The 22,947-nt window shown below is 70.0% G+C and carries 13 protein-coding genes; 3 read left to right on the forward strand and 10 right to left on the reverse strand.

What is annotated here, in order from left to right; all coding sequences use genetic code 11:
* Window positions 1-44: 44 nt before the first annotated feature.
* Together OG430_RS14835 and nrdR are read right to left on the reverse strand one after the other, a co-directional pair.
* Window positions 45-2,942, reverse strand: coding sequence for a vitamin B12-dependent ribonucleotide reductase (locus OG430_RS14835; protein WP_327352961.1), 2,898 nt, complete (start codon window positions 2,940-2,942; stop codon window positions 45-47).
* A 177-nt stretch (window positions 2,943-3,119) separates the two neighbouring features.
* Window positions 3,120-3,677: a transcriptional regulator NrdR gene (gene nrdR, locus OG430_RS14840; protein ID WP_327352962.1), complete on the reverse strand. Its 558-nt coding sequence runs from the start codon at window positions 3,675-3,677 to the stop codon at window positions 3,120-3,122.
* Window positions 3,678-4,163: 486 nt separating this feature from the next.
* Here nrdR and lexA point away from each other — a divergent pair, with 486 nt between their 5' ends.
* Window positions 4,164-4,949 (forward strand): transcriptional repressor LexA, encoded by a 786-nt coding sequence (lexA, locus tag OG430_RS14845; protein ID WP_327352963.1) that lies wholly within the window; start codon window positions 4,164-4,166, stop codon window positions 4,947-4,949.
* A gap of 104 nt (window positions 4,950-5,053) precedes the next feature.
* Here the strand turns inward: lexA and OG430_RS14850 are convergent, their stop codons facing one another.
* The 5 genes from OG430_RS14850 to OG430_RS14870 form a co-directional block, all read right to left on the reverse strand.
* Complete coding sequence (locus OG430_RS14850; protein WP_327352964.1) at window positions 5,054-7,045, reverse strand: ATP-dependent DNA helicase; 1,992 nt, start codon at window positions 7,043-7,045, stop codon at window positions 5,054-5,056.
* 40 nt (window positions 7,046-7,085) lie between these two features.
* On the reverse strand, window positions 7,086-9,044 hold the full coding sequence (locus tag OG430_RS14855; RefSeq protein WP_442816497.1) for an IucA/IucC family protein: 1,959 nt from the start codon (window positions 9,042-9,044) through the stop codon (window positions 7,086-7,088).
* A 102-nt stretch (window positions 9,045-9,146) separates the two neighbouring features.
* Window positions 9,147-9,923, reverse strand: coding sequence for a GNAT family N-acetyltransferase (locus tag OG430_RS14860; RefSeq protein ID WP_327352966.1), 777 nt, complete (start codon window positions 9,921-9,923; stop codon window positions 9,147-9,149).
* Window positions 9,924-9,992: 69 nt separating this feature from the next.
* The gene (locus OG430_RS14865) at window positions 9,993-11,906 is read right to left on the reverse strand and encodes an IucA/IucC family protein (RefSeq protein ID WP_442816712.1); all 1,914 of its coding nucleotides are present in this window, start codon (window positions 11,904-11,906) and stop codon (window positions 9,993-9,995) included.
* An 863-nt stretch (window positions 11,907-12,769) separates the two neighbouring features.
* A complete protein-coding gene (locus OG430_RS14870) occupies window positions 12,770-14,242 on the reverse strand; it encodes a diaminobutyrate--2-oxoglutarate transaminase family protein (RefSeq protein ID WP_442816498.1) in 1,473 nt (490 codons plus the stop codon).
* 433 nt (window positions 14,243-14,675) lie between these two features.
* Between OG430_RS14870 and OG430_RS14875 the strand changes: the two genes are divergently transcribed.
* Together OG430_RS14875 and OG430_RS14880 are read left to right on the forward strand one after the other, a co-directional pair.
* Entirely contained in the window at window positions 14,676-15,893 is a 1,218-nt protein-coding gene (locus OG430_RS14875; RefSeq protein ID WP_327352967.1) for a trypsin-like serine peptidase, read from the forward strand.
* A gap of 206 nt (window positions 15,894-16,099) precedes the next feature.
* Window positions 16,100-17,293, forward strand: coding sequence for a trypsin-like serine peptidase (locus OG430_RS14880; protein WP_327352968.1), 1,194 nt, complete (start codon window positions 16,100-16,102; stop codon window positions 17,291-17,293).
* Window positions 17,294-17,448: 155 nt separating this feature from the next.
* Here the strand turns inward: OG430_RS14880 and hflX are convergent, their stop codons facing one another.
* The 3 genes from hflX to OG430_RS14895 form a co-directional block, all read right to left on the reverse strand.
* The gene (gene hflX / locus OG430_RS14885; RefSeq protein ID WP_327352969.1) at window positions 17,449-18,969 is read right to left on the reverse strand and encodes a GTPase HflX; all 1,521 of its coding nucleotides are present in this window, start codon (window positions 18,967-18,969) and stop codon (window positions 17,449-17,451) included.
* A 293-nt stretch (window positions 18,970-19,262) separates the two neighbouring features.
* Window positions 19,263-20,723, reverse strand: coding sequence for a M1 family metallopeptidase (locus OG430_RS14890; RefSeq protein WP_327352970.1), 1,461 nt, complete (start codon window positions 20,721-20,723; stop codon window positions 19,263-19,265).
* A gap of 111 nt (window positions 20,724-20,834) precedes the next feature.
* Window positions 20,835-22,937, reverse strand: coding sequence for a RelA/SpoT family protein (locus OG430_RS14895; RefSeq protein WP_327352971.1), 2,103 nt, complete (start codon window positions 22,935-22,937; stop codon window positions 20,835-20,837).
* Window positions 22,938-22,947 lie beyond the last annotated feature (10 nt).

Genomic DNA, 22,947 nt, shown 5'->3' on the forward strand with positions numbered 1-22,947 from the left:
GATGGCCGACTCCCCGCGATCTCAGGCTCTAGTGACGCTCAGCGTCAGCTGCAGCCACTGGTCGAGCCGCAGCCCTCGCAGATGTAGCAGGAACCGGCCCGCTGCATCTTCGTCCCGCAGGAGAAGCAGAGCGGGGCGTCGGCGCTGACGCCGAGCTGCATCTCGACGAGCTCCGCCGAGTTGTGCGCCACCTGCGGGGTGGCCTTGACCGGCTCGGCCTTCGCCGTGGTGACGGCCTTCAGGAGCTCCTGGGCACGCGGGGCGGACTGGGCCAGGCCCTCGACGTCCACCTCGTCGTCCTCCAGAGTCGGCTCGTACGAACCGGTCTCCAGGTGACGCTGACGCTCCTCGGCGGAGTGGATGCCGAGCGCGGAGCGGGTCTCGAAGGGCAGGAAGTCCAGCGCCAGGCGGCGGAAGATGTAGTCGACGATCGACTGCGCCATCCGCACGTCCGGGTCGTCCGTCATGCCGGCCGGCTCGAAGCGCATGTTGGTGAACTTCGAGACGTACGTCTCCAGCGGCACGCCGTACTGCAGACCCACCGAGACGGCGATCGAGAAGGCGTCCATCATGCCCGCGAGGGTCGAACCCTGCTTGGACATCTTCAGGAAGACCTCACCGAGACCGTCGTCCGGGTAGGAGTTGGCGGTCATGTAGCCCTCGGCGCCACCCACGGTGAAGGAGGTGGTGATGCCGGGACGGCCCTTGGGCAGACGCTTGCGGACCGGGCGGTACTCGACGACCTTCTCGACGGCCTCGCGGATCGTCGCCTCGGTCTTCGCGGTGACCTCGACCTTCTCCTTCTCCTTGGTCTTCGCGGAGAGGGGCTGGCCGACCTTGCAGTTGTCGCGGTAGATGGCGAGCGCCTTGACGCCCATCTTCCACGCCTCGAAGTAGACCTCTTCGACGTCCTCGACGGTCGCCGTCTCCGGCAGGTTGACCGTCTTGGAGAGCGCGCCCGAGATCCACGGCTGGATCGCGGCCATCATCCGGACGTGGCCCATCGCGGAGATGGAACGCTCGCCCATGGCGCAGTCGAAGACCTCGTAGTGCGCGGCCTTCAGACCGGGGGCGTCGATCACATTGCCGTTGTCGGCGATGTGGGCGACGATCGCCTCGATCTGCTCCTCCTGGTAACCCAGGCGGCGCAGGGCCTGCGGGACGGTGCCGTTGACGATCTGCATCGAGCCGCCGCCGACCAGCTTCTTGAACTTGACCAGGGCGAGGTCGGGCTCAAGGCCGGTGGTGTCACAGGACATCGCGAGACCGATGGTGCCGGTCGGGGCGATGACCGAGGCCTGCGAGTTGCGGAAGCCGTTCTTCTCGCCGAGGCGCAGAACGTCCTGCCAGGCCTCCGTGGCCGCGGCCCAGACCGGGCTGTCCAGGTCGTCCATGCGCACGGCGTTGCCGTTGGCGTCGGCGTGCTGCTTCATGACGCGCTTGTGCGGCGTGGCGTTGCGGGCGTAGCCGTCGTACGGGCCGACGACCGCGGCGAGCTCGGCGGAGCGCTTGTACGAGGTACCCGTCATCAGCGAGGTGATGGCACCGGCGAGCGCACGGCCGCCGTCGCTGTCGTAGGCGTGGCCGGTCGCCATGAGCAGGGCGCCCAGGTTCGCGTAACCGATACCCAGCTGACGGAAGGCGCGGGTGTTCTCGCCGATCTTCTGCGTCGGGAAGTCCGCGAAGCAGATCGAGATGTCCATCGCGGTGATGACCAGCTCGACGACCTTGGCGAAGCGCTCGGCCTCGAAGGACTGGGTGCCCTTGCCGTCGTCCTTGAGGAACTTCATCAGGTTCAGCGAGGCGAGGTTGCACGACGTGTTGTCCAGGTGCATGTACTCGCTGCACGGGTTCGAGCCGTTGATCCGGCCGGACTCCGGGCAGGTGTGCCACTGGTTGATGGTGTCGTCGTACTGGATGCCGGGGTCGGCACAGGCCCAGGCGGCCTCGGCCATCTTGCGGAAGAGGGACTTGGCCTCGACCTCTTCGATGACGTCACCGGTCATGCGGGCGCGCAGACCGAACTTGCCGCCGTTCTCGACCGCCTTCATGAACTCGTCGTTCACACGGACCGAGTTGTTGGCGTTCTGGTACTGGACGGACGTGATGTCGTCGCCGCCCAGGTCCATGTCGAAGCCCGCGTCACGCAGCGCGCGGATCTTCTCCTCTTCCTTCACCTTGGTCTCGATGAAGCCCTCGATGTCGGGGTGGTCGACGTCGAGGATGACCATCTTGGCCGCGCGGCGTGTGGCGCCACCCGACTTGATCGTTCCTGCGGAGGCGTCGGCACCGCGCATGAAGGAGACCGGACCCGAGGCGTTGCCGCCCGAGGAGAGGAGCTCCTTGGAGGAGCGGATACGGGAGAGGTTCAGGCCGGCACCGGAGCCGCCCTTGAAGATCATGCCCTCTTCCTTGTACCAGTCGAGGATCGACTCCATGGAGTCGTCGACGGCCAGGATGAAACAGGCCGAGACCTGCTGCGGCTGGGGCGTGCCGACGTTGAACCACACCGGGGAGTTGAAGCTGAAGATCTGGTGCAGGAGGGCGTACGCCAGCTCGTGCTCGAAGATCTCGGCGTCGGCGGGCGAGGCGAAGTAGTTGTAGTCCTCGCCGGCCTTCCGATACGTCTTCACGATGCGGTCGATCAGCTGCTTGAGGCCGGTCTCGCGCTGCGGGGTGCCGACGGCACCACGGAAGTACTTGCTGGTGACGATGTTGACCGCGTTCACCGACCAGAAGTCGGGGAACTCGACGCCACGCTGCTCGAAATTGACCGAGCCGTCGCGCCAATTGGTCATGACGACGTCACGGCGCTCCCAGACCACCTCGTCGTACGGATGCACGCCGGGCGTCGTGTGGATGCGCTCGATACGCAGACCCTTGCTGGCCTTGGACCCCTTGGCGCGGGAACCTCGTGCCGGGCCGCTCGTCGTCTCTGTCATGCCGCCTCCCTGTATCAGGCTAAAACGCCCTGAAGTGCCACGTTCTTCCCGTGGCACGGTGTGTGTCGATAAGCCCCTGGGCGCCACTGGCACCGCCCCTGGACAGGTCTGAATAGGTCTTGCTCGCCGCTGATCGACCGAGCCGTACGTTCTCGCGCGTGCGGCCCGGCCTGCCGGTCAGTCGGCGGCGGTGGCGGGCACGGGGACTTCGACAGCCCCCGTGGGCCCGCGGCCGGCTTCTTGGTCTGCTTCGCCCGCGTATTGCTCACCCGCGCCGCGGTCGACGTCGGCATGCTGCTCACGCAGCTCCGTGATGGCGGCCTCGAAGTCCTCGAGCGAGTCGAACGCCCGGTAGACGGACGCGAAGCGCAGATAGGCGACGAGGTCGAGGTCCCGCAGCGGACCGAGTATGGCCAGACCCACGTCATGGGTGGTCAGCTCGGCACTGCCGGTGGCGCGCACCGCCTCCTCGACCCGCTGGCCGAGCTGGGCGAGTGCGTCCTCGGTCACCGGTCGCCCCTGGCATGCCTTGCGCACGCCATTGATGACCTTCGTACGACTGAAAGGTTCGGTCACGCCGCTGCGCTTGACCACCATCAGAGAGCAGGTCTCCACCGTCGTGAAACGACGAGTGCAGTCGGGACACTGACGGCGCCTGCGGATCGACGTCCCGTCATCGGTGGTGCGACTGTCGACGACGCGGCTGTCGGGGTGCCTGCAGAAGGGGCAGTGCATAACTCCCAACCCTCCTTCACAGCACGACTGATTGGCCTCGAAAGGGGCCATGAGCCCCTCGAAGCAGCCCCAAGCATAGGTGATGACCGGGGGCCCGAAGGACCAGCCACCACAACTTCTGGGCTGCTGCGCCAATCCAACCACTAGATCTGGGGTTTGGCCGCACTTTCGACACTAGAGCGTGTCGCGTGGCGGGAGTCGACGACGAGCGTACGTGAAGGGGGGCGGTGCCCGACGGCCGGGAGGTCGGGTGGCACACTGTCAGTCCCGGTACGCGCCCGCCGCAGGCCCGCCGCACAGGTCGGACCGCGGCGGTGAAGAGTACCGCAATGACCGAATTGCCTTCCGTTCGATCGCGATCCATACACCCGGGCACATGATCACGTCAGGTGCTCCGAATTTTTTCACTCGAACGTGTGTTTGGCGCAACCTTTCGAAAGCAACTACCGTTGTCCAGCTAGGGAGACATTCTCGAGAGGGGCCGCCGTGACCACCACCGCAGACAGCGCCACCATCACCGCCCAGGACCGTACCCAGGGCCGACTCGAGCCGGTGCATGCCATGAATGACGCAGGTACGCCCCCGGAGGGGCCCAAGCCCGCACGCTCGCTGCCCGGCCGACCTCCAGGAATCAGGGCGGACAGTTCGGGGCTCACCGACCGACAGCGCCGGGTCATCGAAGTCATCCGGGACTCTGTGCAGCGGCGCGGCTACCCGCCGTCGATGCGTGAGATCGGCCAGGCAGTGGGCCTGTCCAGCACTTCGTCCGTCGCCCACCAGCTGATGGCGCTCGAGCGCAAGGGCTTCCTGCGCCGCGACCCGCACCGCCCCCGGGCGTACGAGGTCCGCGGCTCCGACCAGCCCAGCAGCCAGCCCACGGACACCACCGGGAAGCCGGCAGCGTCGTATGTCCCGCTCGTCGGGCGGATCGCCGCAGGCGGCCCGATCCTCGCCGAGGAGTCGGTCGAGGACGTCTTCCCGCTCCCCCGGCAGCTCGTGGGCGACGGTGAGCTCTTCGTGCTCAAGGTCGTCGGTGACTCGATGATCGAGGCCGCGATCATGGACGGGGACTGGGTGACGGTCCGCCGCCAGCCCGTTGCGGAGAACGGCGACATCGTGGCAGCCATGCTGGATGGCGAGGCGACGGTCAAGCGCTTCAAGCGTGAGGACGGGCATGTGTGGCTGCTGCCGCACAACTCCGCGTACCAGCCGATCGCCGGTGACGAGGCCACCATCCTCGGCAAGGTCGTGGCGGTGCTGCGGCGGGTCTGAGCACATCGCCCCATGGCCGGGCCCCGGAACCAACTGCGCCGGTTCCGGGGCCCTGTGTTGTCTGCGCCAGGGGTGGGGCCGACCGCAGCGAGCGGTCGGCCCGGCTACTTCCCCTCCGCCTTCGCCGCAGCATCGATCGCGGACAGTGAGCGGCGGGCCTGATTGCGGTCCGTGGTGTACCAGAAGTCCGGCAGCGAAGCCTTCAGATAGTTGCCGTAGCGAGCTGTGGCCAGCCGCGGGTCGAGGATCGCGACCACACCACGGTCCCCCGTGGCACGCACCAGACGCCCGGCGCCCTGCGCCATCAACAGCGCCGCATGCGTGGCCGCCACCGCCATGAAGCCATTGCCTCCGGCGTCTTCCACGGCCTTCTGGCGCGCGCTCATCAGCGGATCGTCGGGCCGCGGGAACGGAATCTTGTCCATCACCACCAACTGACAGCTGGCCCCGGGCACATCCACGCCCTGCCACAGGGACAGCGTGCCGAAGAGGCAGGTCTTCGGGTCGGCCGCGAAGTTCTTGATCAATTCGCCCAGGGTCTCCTCGCCCTGCAGCAGGATCGGGATGTCCGGGATCCGGGTCCGCAGTTCCTCGGCGGCCTGCTGGGCCGCGCGCATCGAGGAGAAGAGCCCGAGCGTGCGGCCCCCGCTCGACTCGATCAGTTCCGTGAGCTCATCGAGCATGTCGCTGCGGGTGCCCTCGCGACCGGGGCGGGCCAGGTGCTTGGCGACGTACAGGATTCCCTGCTTGCCGTACTCGAACGGGGAGCCGACGTCGATGCCCTTCCAGACCGGCAGGTCCGCGGCCTCGGTGCCCTCCTCGCCCGCGGTGCCCTCCGGGGCAAGGCCGAGCGACGCGCCCACGCCGTTGAAATCCCCGCCCAGCTTGAGCGTCGCGGACGTCAGGACCACCGAGCGGTCCTCGAAGAGGTTCTCGCGCAGCAGGCCCGAAACGGACATCGGTGCGACCCGCAGCGAGGCGCCGAAGCGGTCATGGCGCTCGTACCAGACGACATCCCACTCGGAGCCGTTGCTGATGCGCTCCGCCACGTCGTGGACACTCTCGACCGCGGCCTGCGCCTGCTTGCGTACGGCGTCCTCGTCCTGCACGGACTTGTCGCGGGTCGAACCCAGGGCCGAAATGACATGCCGCGCGGCGTCGCGCAGCGCCATCAGCGCGTATCCGAGGTCCTCCGGGATCTCCTCGAGCCGGCCCGGCAGGGCCAGCTCCATCACCCGCTCGAAGCCCTCGGCGGCCGTCTGCAGCTGGTCGGCGACCTTCTCGTCCACCAGCCTGGCCGAGCGGCGGACCGCGCGGTTGACCTGGCCCGGAGTGAGCTCGCCCGTGGCCACGCCGGTGACGCGGGAGACCAGCTCATGGGCCTCGTCCACGATCAGTACTTCATGCTGCGGAAGGATCGGCGCGCCCTCGATGGCGTCGATCGCAAGGAGGGCGTGATTGGTGACGACGACCTCGGCGAGCTTCGCCCGCTCCCGGGCCATTTCCGCGAAGCACTCCGCGCCGTACGCGCACTTCGTCGCGCCCAGACACTCACGGGACGACACCGACACCTGGGACCAGGCGCGATCCGAGACGCCGGGCGTGAGGTCGTCCCGGTCCCCGGTCTCGGTCTCGTCCGCCCAGTCCCGCATCCGCAGCAGGTCCTGGCCCAGCTTGCTGGTGGGCGCGGCCGACTCGAACTGGTCGAAGAGCCCGTCCTCCTCTTCCTGTGGCACACCCTCGTGGAGACGGTGCAGGCACAGATAGTTGGACCGGCCCTTCAGCATCGCGAAGTCGGGGCGGCGGCGGAGCAGAGGGTGCAGCGCGTCGACCGTACGCGGAAGGTCGCGTTCCACCAGCTGGCGCTGCAGGGCGATCGTGGCGGTCGCGATGACGACACGCTCCCCGTGCGCCAGCGCGGGCACCAGATAGCCGAGGGACTTTCCGGTGCCCGTGCCGGCCTGGACCAACAGGTGGGACTCGCTGTCGATGGCCTCGGCGACCGCTTCGGCCATGGTCACCTGGCCAGGGCGCTCCGTGCCGCCGACAGCAGTGACAGCGGCATGCAGGAGTTCGGGGAGTGAGGGCTTCGTCATAGCTCGACCACCCTACGGGGCGCCACTGACAAACCCGCGATCAAGGCTGGTGCAGGGGGTTGGGCACGGTTCCGTGCACGGCGGCGTGCGGGCGGTCCGGGCGGTCGCGGTAGCCGTCGAGGAGCAGTCGGTTCCGGTTCAGGCAGAGACGGTCGATCCTTGGCGCCAGCAGGTCGAACATCTCGTAGCGGTCCTTGAGCTCGGGGAATCGCGCCTGGTGGCGGAGGATTTCAGTGCGGACCATCGTCCAGAATTCGGCCTCCGGGACGCCCAGTTGCTCCGCGCAGAGCGGTGCGAGGTAGCGGAACACGCCGACGAAGAGTCCGGAGTGGATGAACTGGGGCAGGAAGTCCGGCGGCTCGGTGAGCAGTACGTCGCGTACGTCGTCGGGCATCGAAGCATGCTCGGGCAGCCGGACGGCGCTGACATTGACGTCGTCCACGAAGTCCTTCACGGCGAGCCGGACCGGCACGTCCTTGTCGTCGAAGACGACGATGGCGTTCTCCCCGTGCGGCGAGAACACGGTGCCGTAGCGGTAGAGGAAGTGCAGCAGAGGGGGCAGCAGCGCGGCGAAGAGGCGGCGCAACCACACCTCGGGGGTGAGCCCCGAACGGGCCACGAGCTCCGCGGTGAACGACCGCCCCTGCGGGTCGGTGTGCAGCAGCGAGGCGAGAGTGCGGGCCCGCTCCCCCGGGGCGAGACAGCGGTCGAGCGGTTCGCGCCAGATCGCGCCGAGCAGTTCTCGGTACTGGTACGGGACCTCGGGCAGCCCGTCGTACACGGGGTGGGTCACGGAGACCGAGGCGACCTCGCCGAGCAGGATGACGCCGCAGTCGTCACGGAGGAAGGCGTCCTGATCGCGCAGCGAGTGCACCCAGGCGGTGACGGTGGGTGCCGCGAGCGTGCGCTCGGTGGGCAGGCCACGCCAGACCAGGGTGTTGAGGACGGACAGCGGCAGTTTCACCGTGTGCCGGTCCGGTCGGGACGTGTTGAGGAACGTACGGATCGACTGCTGCGGCAGTCGCAGATCGGTGTCGGCGCCGGCCGGGAGCGGCACGATGTCGCCTGCCGCCACGGATGGAGCGAACAACGGCAGGACGATCTCGTCCCATTGCCAGGGGTGTACGGGCAGATAGAGATAGCCGGCCGGATCGAGGCCACGCGCGCGTAGTGCTCGATCGAAGGTCTCGCGGGTGGCTGCGTCGAGTTCGCGCGCGTAGAGGCGGTCGGGGGTGTCCAGGCCTTCGACTCCGCGGTACCTGGCCAGCTTGCCGCTCACCGCGATCCAGGGAAGGCGGGTACGACGGCGGGCCTCCGGGGCCCAGTGGGCGGTGTCCTGTGCGGAAAAGCCGAGCCGGCCCTTGTTGAGGACGAGCCAGGGGTGGCCGGTCTGGTGCCCTTCGAGGTCCGCGTAGCCGAGGTCGGCGAGCCGGTCGGCGGTGAGGGCGGTGTGGTCGAGCCGGGCGTCGGCGGCGAGGGTGGCGCTCAACTCGCGGATGAGATGGCCGAGAGTGGCGCCGTCGAGGCCGAGGGTGCGGCGGGCCCGGGTGACGAAGGCGATCGGGTCGGTGAAAGGGGTCGGTGGGGCGTCCGCCGTGGTGCGCAGAGTGATCGAGGACGGCGTGACGTGCCAGGTTCCGTAGGCGCCGCGGCGGGCCGCGAAGTCGAGGTGGGAGCCGTCGTCGAGGCGGAGGGTGTACGTGGCGGATACAGGGGTCTGCTCCGACGTGCCGGCCTGAGGCGGTTCCGCTTCAGCTTCCGTTTCCGGCTGCGGCTGCGGCTGCGGCTGCGGCTGCGGCTGCGGCTGCGGCTGCGGCTGCGGCTGCGGCTCGATGATCTCTTCGTGGGAGAACTCGCCGAGCATTTTGGCCAGCAGGCGGCGAGCTGCCAAGTCCCATGCTGCCCGGTTGAGTTCAGGCGGGTCGTACAGCGCGGGCGGCGCTCCTGAATCGTGGGCGGCGGGGGAATTCTGCACGGGGACTCCGGAATCTGACGTCATTTGCGGTGGCTGGTGTGGGGGCGGAGAAATGGTGGGCCGTGAGCGGGAACCTGATCGGCTCGAGCGGTGTATGAGAAGTGAAGACCGCGTCGGAGCCCGGCACTAGAGCAGATTGCGCAGAGCTCGGTCGCGAACCATGAGCGCCGCCCGCTTGTCCGGGAGGTCCAGCTCTGCGGAGAAACGGAAGCCGGCACTGAGAAAGGCTGACACAGAGGGGGTGTTGCGCAGGTCGGGTTCAGCGATGACGCGTGCGCACGGGGGGCGGTGGTCGAGGACATGGTCGGCCACGGCTCGCAGCAGGCTGCTGCCGAGGCCCCGGCCGCGGTCGGCGACACCGCCGATGAGGAGGTGGATTCCGGTGTCGTGCGGGCGGGCGGGATAGTGCCGGGCGAGTGGGTCGAGGTCGGCCCGGTAGATCTCCCAGTAGCTCATCGGGGTGCCCTCGAGCACACCGAGGCAGGGCACGCTGCGGCCGTCGCCGTCGAGTTGCGTGCGGAGATGGGCCTCGGTGACGGAGCCGGCTCCGGCGAGCTCCCAGAATTCGGCCACGGCGGGGTCGTTCATCCAGCGGGTGAGGAGCGGCAGGTCGCGGTCGATGCGTACGGGCACGAGTTGAAAGACACCCGCCGCGCTGGGGACCGGACCCCAGTCGGCGACATCGTCGAGCAGATCCCCGTCCGGAAAGGGGCCCGGATCGGCGCCGGAGTGGCCGGACTTGGCGCCTGGCTGCGCCCCGGACGTGACGGCGTCCTCGGCGAACAGGGCGAGGAGTTCGTCGGGCAGGCGCAGGTCGAGGGTGTCCTCGCTGTCCGTGCCCGTGGGGCTGATGGTGGCGGCAGGGGTGCTGTCGGCGTCGGTGCTCGCATCGGTGGGAGGCACGACGACGCTCCTCTCGCTGAGTGGGGGGGGTGGATGCCCCGCAGGCCGTCGAGGCGCTGCGGGTGGTGGTCAGGTGGCGGACTGATGAAGGGGGTTGGCGATGGTGACGTAGACGGACTGGGTGTCGACCGGGCCGACGAGCTCGTCGAGACCGTGCAACCGGGTCAGCAGGTTGGCCTTGCAGCGCAGGACGGGGGTGTCCAACAGCTGGGCGGGCAGCGGTGAGCGGAGGCGGTCGGGGCCTGTCGCGGCGTCGCTGAGGAAGCCACGGAAGGCGGCGAGCAGCAGGCGCTCGTCGGCGAGTTCCTGGGAGCCGAAGGCTCCGATGAGGCCGAGCACGTTGTTGATGGCGAGGTAGTAGGCGAAGCGCTCGTCGGTGACCTCGTCGGAGACGAAGGTGTCGCTGTGTTCGCCGATGCCGGGGAGCCGCTTGTCCAGTTCGGTGCGCCGCGACTCCCGGAAGTAGTAGCCCTGGTTGTCGCGGTAGCGGCCGCCCGCCGGCCAGCCTTCCGGGTCGAGCAGCACCAGGGTGTTCTGCTGATGCGCCTCCAGGGCAATGCCCGCCTCGCTGTCGAGCCAGAGCACGGGGCGGACCACTTGCTCCAGGTAGCGCAGGAACCACTCGGCGGCGACGGCTCCGCGGGGGCGTCCGGTGCGTGCCGCGAGCCGGGTGACCAGCGTGGCGAGCCGGGAGCGCATCGGGGCGGGCCGCGCCTCGATGCCGGGCTGCGGTGCCGGGCGGGGTGAGACGAGCCCGGCGATGCAGGAGAAGTCGTCGCCGGGGGCGAAGGGGTTGTTCCTGATCATGACGTCGAGCCCGGGGACGGGCTCGCCGGCGGTCGTCATGACCGCGAGCCAGGCCGGGTCGCGGACGATGTCGAACTGAGGGTGGGCGGACTGCCACTGGTCGGCGAGACCGCTGCGCAGCAGACGGTGGACCTCGACGCCGCGCTGGAGTTCCTTGAGGAGGTTTTCCCTACGGGAGTTGGTGATGCGCAGGCCGAGCGAGAGCTTGAGCATGGCGGGCGCGCCGGAGCGGTAGAGGGTGCGCACGGAGGAGGTGGGATACCAGGGATCGCCGTGCGGGCCGAGGTCCGTCAGCAGCCCTGCGTCGAGGAGTTCGGCGACTTCGGGGCGGTGCACGAGCTCGCGCGCCTGCCAGGGGTGCAGCGGCAGTACGGCCCGGTCCTCGGGCAGGGCCAGGCCTGCTCCGGCAAGGCGGGCGACGAGACGTCGCGCGGAGACGGTGCGCCCACGTTCCGTCCAGGCGGAGTCCTGTGCCAGCACCGAGCCATCGACAGACATCCAGTGCAACGGGAAGGAGCCGCACAACTCGGGTGAGTAGCGCCGGGATTCAGCTTCCGAGAGACCTTCGCGGCTCTTGGCCGTGGGGTGGAGGGGGTGGCCCAGGAGAAGGGACTGTTCCGCGGAGAGGAAGAGGTCGGGAGCTTCGGTGAGAGCGGGAGCCTCACCGAGGGCGGGAGTCCCGGCTGGTGCGGAGGCGGGTGCCGGGCCCACTCCCCTGCCGGCAGGGGAGGCCTTCCCGGAGGCACCCCCCGAGGCGTCCTTCCCGGTGGCACCCCCCGAGGTGTCCTTCCCGGAGGCACCCCCCGAGGTGTCCTTCCCGGAGGCACTCCCAGGGGCCGGCGCCCCGATACCTCCTGCTCCGGTAACCGCATCGCGTCGGCGCCTGCGGTCGGCGAGGAAGGTGGTGGTGCGGCGGACCGAGTCGGCGACCCGTCCCACCAGGTCTGCCCCGTCGCCACTCGCGCCCCCGTCATCGCCCGGCTCGGCGGGCCCGGTGAGCGACGCCGTAGCCGTCGCCGCCTCGCGCCCGAGGAGCGCGGCGAGGGTGACCGCGTCGACGGGCGGTGCACCGTGGCGGCCGCCCTCCAGGACAGGCGCGCCGAAGCGGTGCCAGCCGGTCGGCGACCAGTATCGGACGGGCACCAGGAGGGCGGTGCCGCTGGCGTCCAGTGGGATGCGCAGGACGGGCTGCTCCTGCCCGCCCAGCACCTGCGGCTCGGGGGCGTCCTGCGCGCCCTGCGCCGTGGAAGCGCCCGCCCCACCCGCTACGTTCCGCACGCCATGGCCGTCCGACATCCCCGGAACAGCTGCCACACCCGCCCCGCCCGACGCACCTCCTCTTCCCGACGTGCCTCCCTTTCCCGGCGAACCCTGCACGCCTCGTCCATCCGACATCCCGTGCTCGTCCGACACCCCGCGCCCGCCCGATGGCCCGTCCCCGCCCGACACCCCGTGCCCAGCCGTAACCCCCTGCGCGCCCGGGGCCGGGAGGTTGTTCTCGCGTACCCAGCAGCGGAGGAGGTTCTCGACCGTGGCGGCCTCCGCTGCGACCTGGGGGTCCGGGTGGTCGAGCAGATCGGCCTGCGTGTGGCGGTCCGGCTGGGCGGGGGTGGCCGGCCGGCGGCCGGCGGTGCCGGGCGACCGGTCGGACTCGTGGTCGCCGCCCTTCTGCCGGGGCACCGACCCCGGTTCGGCCACCAGCGGGCTGGGGGTGCCGTTGGCTCCACCGAGGTGGGGGTGAGGGTGGCCGTCGGATGCGGGGTTGCGGTTCAAGAGGGTTTCCTTGTGCGGTTGTTGTCGTGGTCAAGGAGTGCGTCGGCGCTCTGTCCGCGTAGCCCGGCGATGTGCGGCGGATGGTCCGCGGTCCGCCTCTCGGAACCCGGCCTCCCGGCCCCGACCAGCAAGGTCGCCGAGCTGTGGCCTGGACCCTGACCCGAGCCTTCGCGTTCCCGGGTCCGGACCGCGGAGCCCCGCAGTCCGGAGCCCCGCCCGAACCAGGACCGGGCCCAGCAGCGGGCAGCCGGGGCGGAGGCGCGTCGCTAGCCGTGTCGCAGGCGTACCGCGGCGGCCAGGGCGTCGGCCAGGCGGTCGAGGACCGCTGTGGCCTGTTCGTCGGTCAGGGTGAGGGGAGGCAGGAGACGTACGACGCTGGAGTGCCGGCCGCCGAGTTCGACGATGAGGCCGCGGCGCAGGCATTCGCGCTGTACGGCGGCCGCGAGTTCGGGTGCGGCGGGCGGCGGCCCCGGTGCTGCCTTGTCCTCCGCCTCGGGGTCGACCAGTTCGACCCCGATCATGAGGCCGCGCCCCCGGACGTCGCCGATGCAGGGGTGTTCGGCGGCGAGGCCCTGGAGTTGGCCGACCATGCGGGCGCCGAGGATGCCCGCGCGTTCGGCGAGGCGGTTCTCGCGGACGTGAGCGAGGGTGGCTGCGCCTGCGGCCATGGCGAGTTGGTTGCCGCGGAAGGTGCCGGCGTGGGCGCCCGGTTCCCAGACGTCCAGGTCGTCGCGGTAGACCACCACAGCGAGTGGGAGGCTGCCGCCGATCGCCTTGGAGAGCACCATCACGTCGGGCACGATCCCGCTGTGCTCGACGGCCCAGAAGGTACCGGTGCGCCCGACGCCGGTCTGCACCTCGTCGGCGATCAGCGGAATGCCACGGGCCGCGGTGATCTCCCGCATGCGCCGCAGCCAGGTGTCCGGCGCGGGGATGACACCGCCCTCGCCCTGTACCGGTTCGAGGATCATCCCGGCGGGCCCGGGCACCCCCGACTTCGTGTCGTCGAGGAGCGACTCGGTCCAGCGCGCGGCGAGTTCGGCGCCGCGCTCGCCGCCGATGCCGTACGGGCAGCGGTAGTCCTGGGGGTAGGGCAGCCGCGTGACCCGTACGTCCTGCGCGCCGCCGGAGGCTTCGAGGGCGCCGGCCGTCATGCCGTGGTAGGCGCCGGTGAAGGCGAGCAGGCCGCTGCGTCCGGTGGCGGTGCGGACGAGTTTCAGGGCGGCCTCGACCGCGTCCGTACCGGCGGGACCGCAGAACTGGATGCGGGCCCGGTCCGCGAAGGCGGGCGGCAGCGTGGCGAACAGCTCGGTGGTGAAGGCGTCCTTGACGGGCGTGGCCAGATCGAGGACGTGCAGCGGCGCCCCCGAGTCGAGGACCTTCTTGATCGCTTCGAGCACCACGGGGTGGTTGTGCCCGAGCGCCAGGGTGCCCGCGCCGGAGAGGCAGTCCAGATAGCGCCGGCCGTCGGCACCCTCGATCGTCAGCCCACGCGCGCGTACCGGCACGATCGGGAGCGAGCGCGCATAGGTGCGGGCGGCCGATTCACGCAGCGACTGCCTGCGCAGAATCCCCTCGGTCCCCGGCGAGGCCGTCCCCGGTGAGGCCGCTCCCGGTGAGACTGTCCCTGGTGAGGCCGTTCCCTTTGCGGCGGAACCCGGCAGGACTGTTCCCGGCGGGACGGATCCCGGTGAGGGCGCGGCGGGCGGCGCCGCGGGCGCAGGCTCGGTGACGGCCACGACTGTTGTTCCTCCGCTGTACGTCGGTGAGTTGGACGGCGCCTGACCCGCCCGATGTCCCCGATGTGTCCAACGCGTCCGACACACCTGATCCATCCGACGGTGCCCGTCCATGAGCCGGCGGGGAATTGAACGCATGCCGCGTGTCCCCCGTACGTACCAACGACGCCAGGACCGCTCAATCACGGCCGCGCGAAAGATCCTTGTCGTATCGGCAGATTCTCGCCGCGGGGGAAGATCCCCGCCTTGACCGACAAGGCGCCCGTGTCATGAGTCGTCGTGAGTCGTCATGAGCCGTCGTGAGTCATCGTGACGGAGAAGATCCAGGTCGTGACGGAACCGTTGCGGACCGGTCGGCCGTCCCCAACGGCACCCGCATATCGTGGGGGCCTCAACTGCCGTACCGCTTCACCATCCAGGGGGAGATCCACACATGCGACCCATACGCCCACTCTTCACCGCCCGCCGAGGGAGGGGCGCACGCCGTACGACCTCCTCCGTCTCCGCCGTCCTTGCCGTCTGCGCCACGCTCGCGCTGACCGCCACCGCCTGCGGTCCCGGCGATGACAACGCCGGGGGCGATCCGTCCGCCGAGGCCAGCGCCGGTGGCGACGACACGATCAAGATCCCGGACGACCTCAAGGACCGGCTCAAGGAGCACGGCTTCGACCTGGACAAGTGGAAGGACGGCGAGTGGAAGAACTGGGACAAGGACAAGTGGCTCCGCGAGGCTGAGGACTACATCAACCCGATCATCGAGGACTTCTGGGACGCGGACCGCATGCGGGACGCCGACAAGCGCCCCGACAAGCCCGTCGACAACGACATCTCCGGTGACCAGGGCAAGACCGACCCGACCCCGGCCCCGGTCGACGCCCAGGCCGTCGCGACGCCGTACCACGACAACGCACCGGCGGGCGGCAAGCTCGTCTTCGAGACGCCCGAGGGCTCCGCGCAGTGCTCCGCCACCGTGGTGAAGGACCCGGCCAACCCCGGCAAGTCCAACCTGGTGTGGACCGCCGGCCACTGCGTCCACGCGGGCGCGAAGGGCGGCTGGTACCGCAACATCGCCTTCGTCCCCTCGTACAACAACGAGGGCAAGTCGGCCGCCGAGCTGGAGGGCGTGACGCGGGAAGAGATCGCTCCGTACGGCATCTGGTGGTCCGACTGGGCCCAGACCTCCAACGAGTGGATCAAGACCGGCGGCCCGACCGGCGGCGAGGGTGCACCGTACGACTTCGCCGTGATGCACGTGGCGCCGGAGAACGGCGACGGCAAGTCCCTCGAGGAGACGGTCGGCACGGCCATCCCGGTCGAGTTCAACGCCCCGGCCGTGCCGGACATCGCCAGCATCAAGGCGACCGGTTACCCGGCGGCCCCGCCCTTCGACGGCGAGAAGGAATTCACCTGCGCCGACAAGCCGGGCCGGCTCTCGCTGACCTCGTCCGACCCGACGATGTACCGCATCGGCTGCACCATGACCGGCGGTTCCTCCGGCGGCGGCTGGGTCGCGGCGGGCCAGGACGGCAAGCCCGCCCTGGTCTCCAACACCTCCATCGGCCCGGTCACCGCGGGCTGGCTCGCGGGCCCGCGCTTCGGCGACGAGGCCAAGGGGATCTACGACAAGGTGAGCGAGAAGTTCGCCAAGTAGCCCTTCACCTGCGCGTACGACGGCGAGGCGGTCCCACCGAATCTTCACCGCCTCGCCGTCGGCCGTCCGCAACTCACCGGGCATAGTGGCATCTTGCGCTTTTCGAGCCTCGCGGCCGAGCGCCCGCGCAGATGACACGCGCATGACATTTACGTACGACAGATTCACGTACGACAGACACCGCACTCAACGGGGGTTCCTGCACCATGCGATCCATACGTCCTGCCCTGGCAGCGGCCGCACTTGCCGCCGCCCTGGCGCTGACGGCCACCGCCTGTGAATCCGGCGACGACAAGGCCGACGGCAATCCCGGCGCGACCGCGGACGCCGACCAGGCCGGCGGCGCCGGTGCCGACGACCTCGCCGACCTTGCCGACCTTGCCGACCAGCTGAAGAAGCACGGCATCGACGTCGACAAGTGGAAGGACGGCGAGTGGAAGAACTGGGACAAGGACAAGTGGCTTCGTGAGGCCAAGGACTTCGTCAACCCGGTGATCGACGGGCTGTGGAAGCCCGAGCGGATGAAGAAGGCCAAGGACCCGGTCCGGACGATCGACACGAAGGCCGCCACCGACGACGCGGGCGTCAGCGACCCGGAGCCGCAGGCGGTCGAGGCGGAGGCGGAGAAGCTTCCGTACCACGACAACGCCGCCCCGGTCGGCAAGATCTTCTTCGACACCCCCGAGGGCCCCGCGGTCTGCTCCGGCACCGTCGTGAAGGACCCCAACAACCCCGGCAAGTCCAACCTCGTCTGGACCGCGGGCCACTGTGTGCACCACGGCGGCAAGGACGGCGGCTGGTACCGCAACATCGCCTTCGTCCCGGCCTACAACGACCTGGGCAAGACCCGCGAAGAGCAGGCGAACGCCAAGCCCGAGGAGGTCTACCCGTACGGCGAGTACTGGGCCGACTGGGTCACGACCTCCGGCGAGTGGATCGACGGCACCACGGCGGAGACCTCCGGCGCCTCGTACGAGTACGACTACGCCGTCCTGCACGTGAAGCCGAAGAACGGCGGCAAGTCCCTGGAGGAGACCGTCGGCACGGCGCTGCCGGTCGACTTCTCGGCGCCGTCCGCCAAGGAGGTCCCGGCGATGGGCGCTTGGGGCTACCCGCAGGCCCCGCCCTTCGACGGCGAGCTCATGTACAAGTGCATCGACAAGCCGGTCCGCCTGTCGCTCACGTCGACCGCGCCGACCATGTTCAGCATCGGCTGCACCATGACCGGCGGCTCCTCCGGCGGCGGTTGGTTCCGTGAGACCTCCGACGGCAAGCTCGCCCTGGTCTCCAACACCTCGATCGGCCCGGCCGGTTCGGCGGGCTGGCTGGCCGGACCGCAGCTGGGCGAGGGCGCCGAGCGGCTCTACAACTCCATGAGCGAGAAGTTCGGCAACAAGTAGCGAACAGGCGTCAGTTCGTACGTCGCCGCCGTACGCGGCGACGTACACCTGACGGCACGGCATCAGCATCACGAAGGCCCGCTCCCCCAAAGGGAAGCGGGCCTTCGTCGCTTGCCACCGAAGCGGCTCAGTGCTTCACAGGAAGCCGAAACGGCTCAGTGCTTGGCAGGAACGTGCTTGGCGAGCTCCGCCGCCAGCTCCTCGTGCACCCTGGCCTTGAGCAGCGTGCCCTCCTCGGTGTGCTCCTCGGAGATCACATCGCCCTCGGTGTGCGCACGCGCGATCAGCCCGCCCTGTGTGTAGGGCACCAGGGCCTCGATCTCGATGCTGGGCCTGGGCAGTTCGGTGTCGATCAGCGCGAGCAGCTCGTCGATGCCCTCGCCGGTCCGGGCCGACACGGCGATCGCGTGCTTCTCGATGCGCAGCAGCCGCTGCAGCACCAACGGGTCGGCCGCATCCGCCTTGTTGATCACCACGATCTCCGGTACGTCGGTCGCGCCGACGTCCCGGATGACCTCGCGCACGGCGGCCAGCTGCTCCTCCGGCACCGGGTGCGAGCCGTCCACCACGTGCAGGATCAGGTCGGACTCGCCGACCTCCTCCATGGTGGAGCGGAACGCCTCGACGAGGTGGTGCGGCAGGTGACGTACGAAACCGACCGTGTCGGCCAGCGTGTACAGCCGCCCGCTCGGCGTCTCGGCCCGGCGCACGGTCGGGTCGAGGGTCGCGAACAGCGAGTTCTCGACCAGCACGCCCGCGCCCGTAAGACGGTTGAGCAGGGACGACTTGCCGGCGTTGGTGTAGCCCGCGATGGCGACCGAAGGCACCTTGTTGCGCTTGCGCTCCTGGCGCTTGATCTCGCGGCCGGTCTTCATCTCCGCGATCTCCCGGCGCATCTTCGCCATCTTCTCGCGAATGCGACGCCGGTCCGTCTCGATCTTGGTCTCACCGGGACCACGGGTGGCCATGCCGCCGCCCGAGGAGCCGGAGCCACCGCCGCCCATCTGCCGCGACAGCGACTGACCCCAGCCACGCAGGCGCGGCAGCATGTACTGCATCTGCGCGAGCGCGACCTGCGCCTTGCCCTCACGGGACTTGGCGTGCTGGGCGAAGATGTCGAGGATCAAGGCGGTCCGGTCGACCACCTTGACCTTGACGACGTCCTCTAGCGCGATGAGCTGGCCGGGGCTGAGCTCACCGTCACACACGACGGTGTCGGCACCGGACTCCACGACGATGTCGCGCAGCTCCCGCGCCTTGCCCGAGCCGATGAAGGTGGCCGGGTCCGGCTTGTCACGGCGCTGCATGACGCCGTCGAGGACGAGCGCACCCGCGGTCTCCGCGAGGGCGGCGAGCTCCGCGAGGGAGTTCTCCGCGTCGCGGACGGTGCCCGACGTCCACACGCCGACGAGGACCACGCGCTCCAGGCGGAGCTGGCGGTACTCGACCTCGGTGACGTCCTCGAGCTCGGTGGAGAGACCGGCCACGCGGCGCAGGGCCGCACGCTCGGAACGGTCGTACTGATCACCGTCCCGCTCGGAGTCGATCTCGTGGCTCCAGGCGACGTCCTCTTCCATCAGGGCATCGGCCCGAAGCCCTTCGGGGAGGTTCGTCGCGGAACTAGTGGCTTCCTGCTGGTCCTGCGCGTCCTGGGAAGGGGAAGAAGAGGGGGTCAAGTGGATCCTTTACGTCGATGGGTGGGCGGCCGCTCCGTCAGGGGGGCCGTCATGGGGGTCAACGCGCACCTGGCCCGGGAGATTCCCCGGCCGGCAGCGGCGCCGACCCGTCGATGGTCGCACGGCACGGCTCGTCTCGTCACCTGACTTATGCCTAGGGGCGTCAGGGGTCACCCGACTTGCGCCCCGGGGACTGCCCGCCCCGGCGCCCCGGGAGCCGCAGCCCCCGGGGTGCCGGGGCTCAGACCCACAACCAGACCTCGACTCGGACTCGACTCGGGCTCGACTCGGACTCAGCGCCCGAGGGTCCCCGTCCTCGGCTCGTCCGAGCGCCACTGCGGGTGGCCGGGCATCCGCGGCGTCTTCAGGTCGTACAGCCAGCCCTGGAAGAACCGGTCCAGATCCCGCCCGGAGACCCGCTCCGCGAGCCTCGTGAAGTCGGCGGTCGAGGCGGCCTTGTCGGCGTACGTACGCAGCCACTCACGCTCGAGCCGGTCGAAGGCGCTCCGGCCGATCTCCTGGCGCAGGGCGTAAAGGACCAGCGCACTGCCGTCGTAGACGACCGGCCGGAACAGGCTGATCTTCTCCCCCGGCGCCGGCGCCTTCGGTGCCGCCGGCGGGCCGCCCGCCGCCCGCCAGTTGTCCGACTCGCGGTAGGCGTCCATCATCCGCAGCTCGATGGGCTGGTCCGCCTTCTCCTGTGCGAAGAGCGCCTCGTACCAGGTGGCGTGCCCCTCGTTGAGCCACAGGTCGGACCAGGTGCGAGGGCTGACGCTGTTGCCGAACCACTGGTGCGCCAGCTCATGCACCATGATCGATTCGACGTACCACTCGGGGAATTCGGGCCGGGTGAACAGCGACCGCTCGAAGAGCGACAGCGTCTGCGTCTCCAGCTCGAAGCCGGTCTCGGCGTCGGCGACGAGAAGTCCGTACGCCTCGAAGGGATAGCGCCCGACCTTCTTCTCCATCCAGGCCAGCTGCCCCGGCGTCTTGCGCAGCCAGCGCTCGAGGGTCACCCGGTCCTTGACCGGCACCACGTCGCGCATCGGCAGTCCGTGCGGGCCCTTGCGGGGCACCACGGTCGACTTGCCGATGGAGACCTGGGCGAGCTCGGTCGCCATGGGGTGCGTGGTGCGGTACGTCCACGTGGTGTCCCGCGCGCCGCGCATGTGCCCGGCCGGCAGCCCGTTGGCCACGGCCGTCAGGTGCTTGGGTGCCGTGACGCGGAAGGTGAAGCGGGCCTTGTCCGCGGGGTGGTCGTTGCAGGGGAAGACCCGGTGGGCGGCGTCGGCCTGGTTGGCCATGGCGAGACCGTCGCCGGTGCGGACCCAGCCGCCCTCGTGCTGCCCCGTGGCCGGGTCGCTGGTGTGCCGCACGGTGAGCCGCATCCGGCTGCCCGGCGCGACGGCCTTCTTGGGCGTGACGACGAGGTCCTCGCCCGTGCTGACGAACTCGGCCGGGGTGCCGTTGAGGCTGACCGAACGGACCTTGCCGCGGGCGAAGTCGAGGTTGATCCGCTCCAGGCGGGCCGTCGACCGGGCGTCGATCTTGGTGACGGTGTCGAGCGGCTTGCTGTTGTCGCCGCGGTAGGTGAAGTGGATGTCGTACGCCGCCACGTCGTACCCCGGGTTGCCGAGGTGCGGGAAGAGCGGGTCGCCGATGCCTAGGGGCGCCGGCGAAGGCAGTGTCGCGGCGATGAGGGTGGCGGAGGCGGCGGCGAGGAGCGCGGCCCTGATCCGGGGCGAGAGCAACATGAGCCACCGCTATCAGCGCGCGCCCCGCCGACGGCGACGGCGCGCGCCCGACCCACCCGAATGAGCGCTTCCGCGTGACCTGACGCCGGGATTCGTGACCCGGCGCCCGGACTACTGCGTGGCCGCGGCCGAATGCTGCGGCCGACTCACGTCATACACCCCGGCCACCTTGCGCATCGCCCGCATCAGCGTGTGCAGCCCCCCGGAGTCCGGGAGTTGGAGCGTGTACGTATGCCGTACGCGACCCTCGGTGGGCGGCTCCACCGTCGCCGAGACGATGGCGGCGCCCTCCATGGCGATGGCCTCGGTCAGGTCGGCGAGCAGATGCGGCCGCCCGAACGACTCGGCGATCAGGGTCACCCGGCACTCGGCGGTCTCTTCCTGGTCGGCCCAGCGCACCCCCAGGGCGGGCCGTCCCGCGGTCGCCATGCGCTCGACCGCCGGACACTCCAGGCGGTGCACGGTGACCACGCCGCCGCGTACCGCGAAGCCCGTCACCTCGTCCGGCGGCACCGGCGTACAGCACCCGGCGAGGCGCACGGTGGCCCCTTCCAGGTCCACCACGACGTTCGCCGCGCCCGGCCGTACGGTCGCCACGGTCAGTTGCGGCCGGGGTGCGTCCGCCTCTTCGGCCTCTTCGGGATGGGCCGCGAACCAGCGGCCGATGGCGATCCGCGCGGCCGGCGTCTTCGCGTGGTCCAGCCAGTCGGGCGCGGGCCCCGACCCGGTCTCCAGCGGGGCGAGCAGCACATGCACGGTGTCCCCGTCGCGCAGCACCGTACTGAGCGTCGCCAGCCGGCCGTTGACCCGCGCCCCGATACAGGCGTGCGCGTCCTCGCCGTACTGCGCATAGGCCGCGTCCACACAACTCGCCCCGGCGGGCAGCCCGAGCGTGCCGCCGTCCGTGCGGTACACGGTGATCTCGCGGTCCTGCGAGAGCTCCTCGCGCAGCGAGCTCCAGAAGGTGTCGGAGTCGGGTGTGGCCCGCTGCCAGTCGAGGAGGCGGGAGAGCCAGCCGGGCCGGGTGGGGTCGGCGCGCTCGCCGTCCACGGGCTCCTCGGAACCGGAGTCATAAGGATTGCCGAGAGCCACGACGCCCGCCTCGGCGACCTTGTGCATCTGGTGCGTACGGATGAGGACTTCGGCGACTTCGCCGTCCTGGCGGGCGACCGCGGTGTGCAGCGATTGGTACAGGTTGAACTTGGGCGCCGCGATGAAGTCCTTGAACTCCGAGATGACCGGCGTGAAGCAGGTGTGCAACTCCCCCAGTACGCCGTAGCAGTCGGCGTCCTCGCCGACCAGGACGAGGAGGCGTCCGAAGTCGGCCCCGCGCAGCCGGCCGCGCTTGATCCCGGCACGGTGCACGGACACGAAGTGCCGTGGCCTGATGTGGACTTCGGCCGCGATTCCGGCCTCGCGGAACACCGCCCGGAAGTCCTCGGCGATGTCGGCGAGCGGGTTGGACCCCAGCGCGTTCTCCGCGACCAGGGCGCGGGTCGTCTCGTACTCCTCGCGGTGCAGGATGGCGAAGACGAGGTCTTCCAGCTCGGTCTTCAGGGCCTGCACGCCGAGCCGTTCGGCCAGCGGAATCAGCACGTCCCGGGTGACCTTGGCGATGCGCGCCTGTTTCTCGGGGCGCATCACGCCGAGGGTGCGCATGTTGTGCAGCCGGTCGGCGAGTTTGATCGACATCACGCGTACGTCGTTGCCCGTGGCCACGAGCATCTTGCGGAAGGTCTCGGGTTCGGCCGCCGCGCCGTAGTCGACCTTCTCCAGCTTGGTCACGCCGTCGACGAGGTAACAGACCTCCTCGCCGAACTCCTCACGTACCTGATCCAGCGTCACCTCGGTGTCCTCGACGGTGTCGTGGAGCAGCGAGGCGGTCAACGTCGTGGTCTCCGCGCCCAGTTCGGCGAGGATCAGCGTCACGGCGAGGGGGTGCGTGATGTACGGCTCACCGCTCTTGCGCATCTGTCCGCGGTGCGAGGACTCGGCGAGGACGTACGCCCGCCGCAGCGCCTCCATGTCCGCGTCCGGGTAGTGCGCACGGTGGACCTCGACCATGTGGCCGATCGCGTCCGGCAGCCGGTCCCGCGAGGCGGAACCGAGCAGCGCGGCCCGGCCGAGCCGGCGCAGATCGAGCCGGGGGCGACCGCGCTTGCGGTGCGCACCGGACGACGGCCCCATCAGGGGGTTGCTCGCCTCTGCACTCATGGGCACCTCC

The sequence above is a fragment of the Streptomyces sp. NBC_01304 genome (genome assembly GCF_035975855.1).
In the GTDB taxonomy this organism is placed as follows: domain Bacteria; phylum Actinomycetota; class Actinomycetes; order Streptomycetales; family Streptomycetaceae; genus Streptomyces.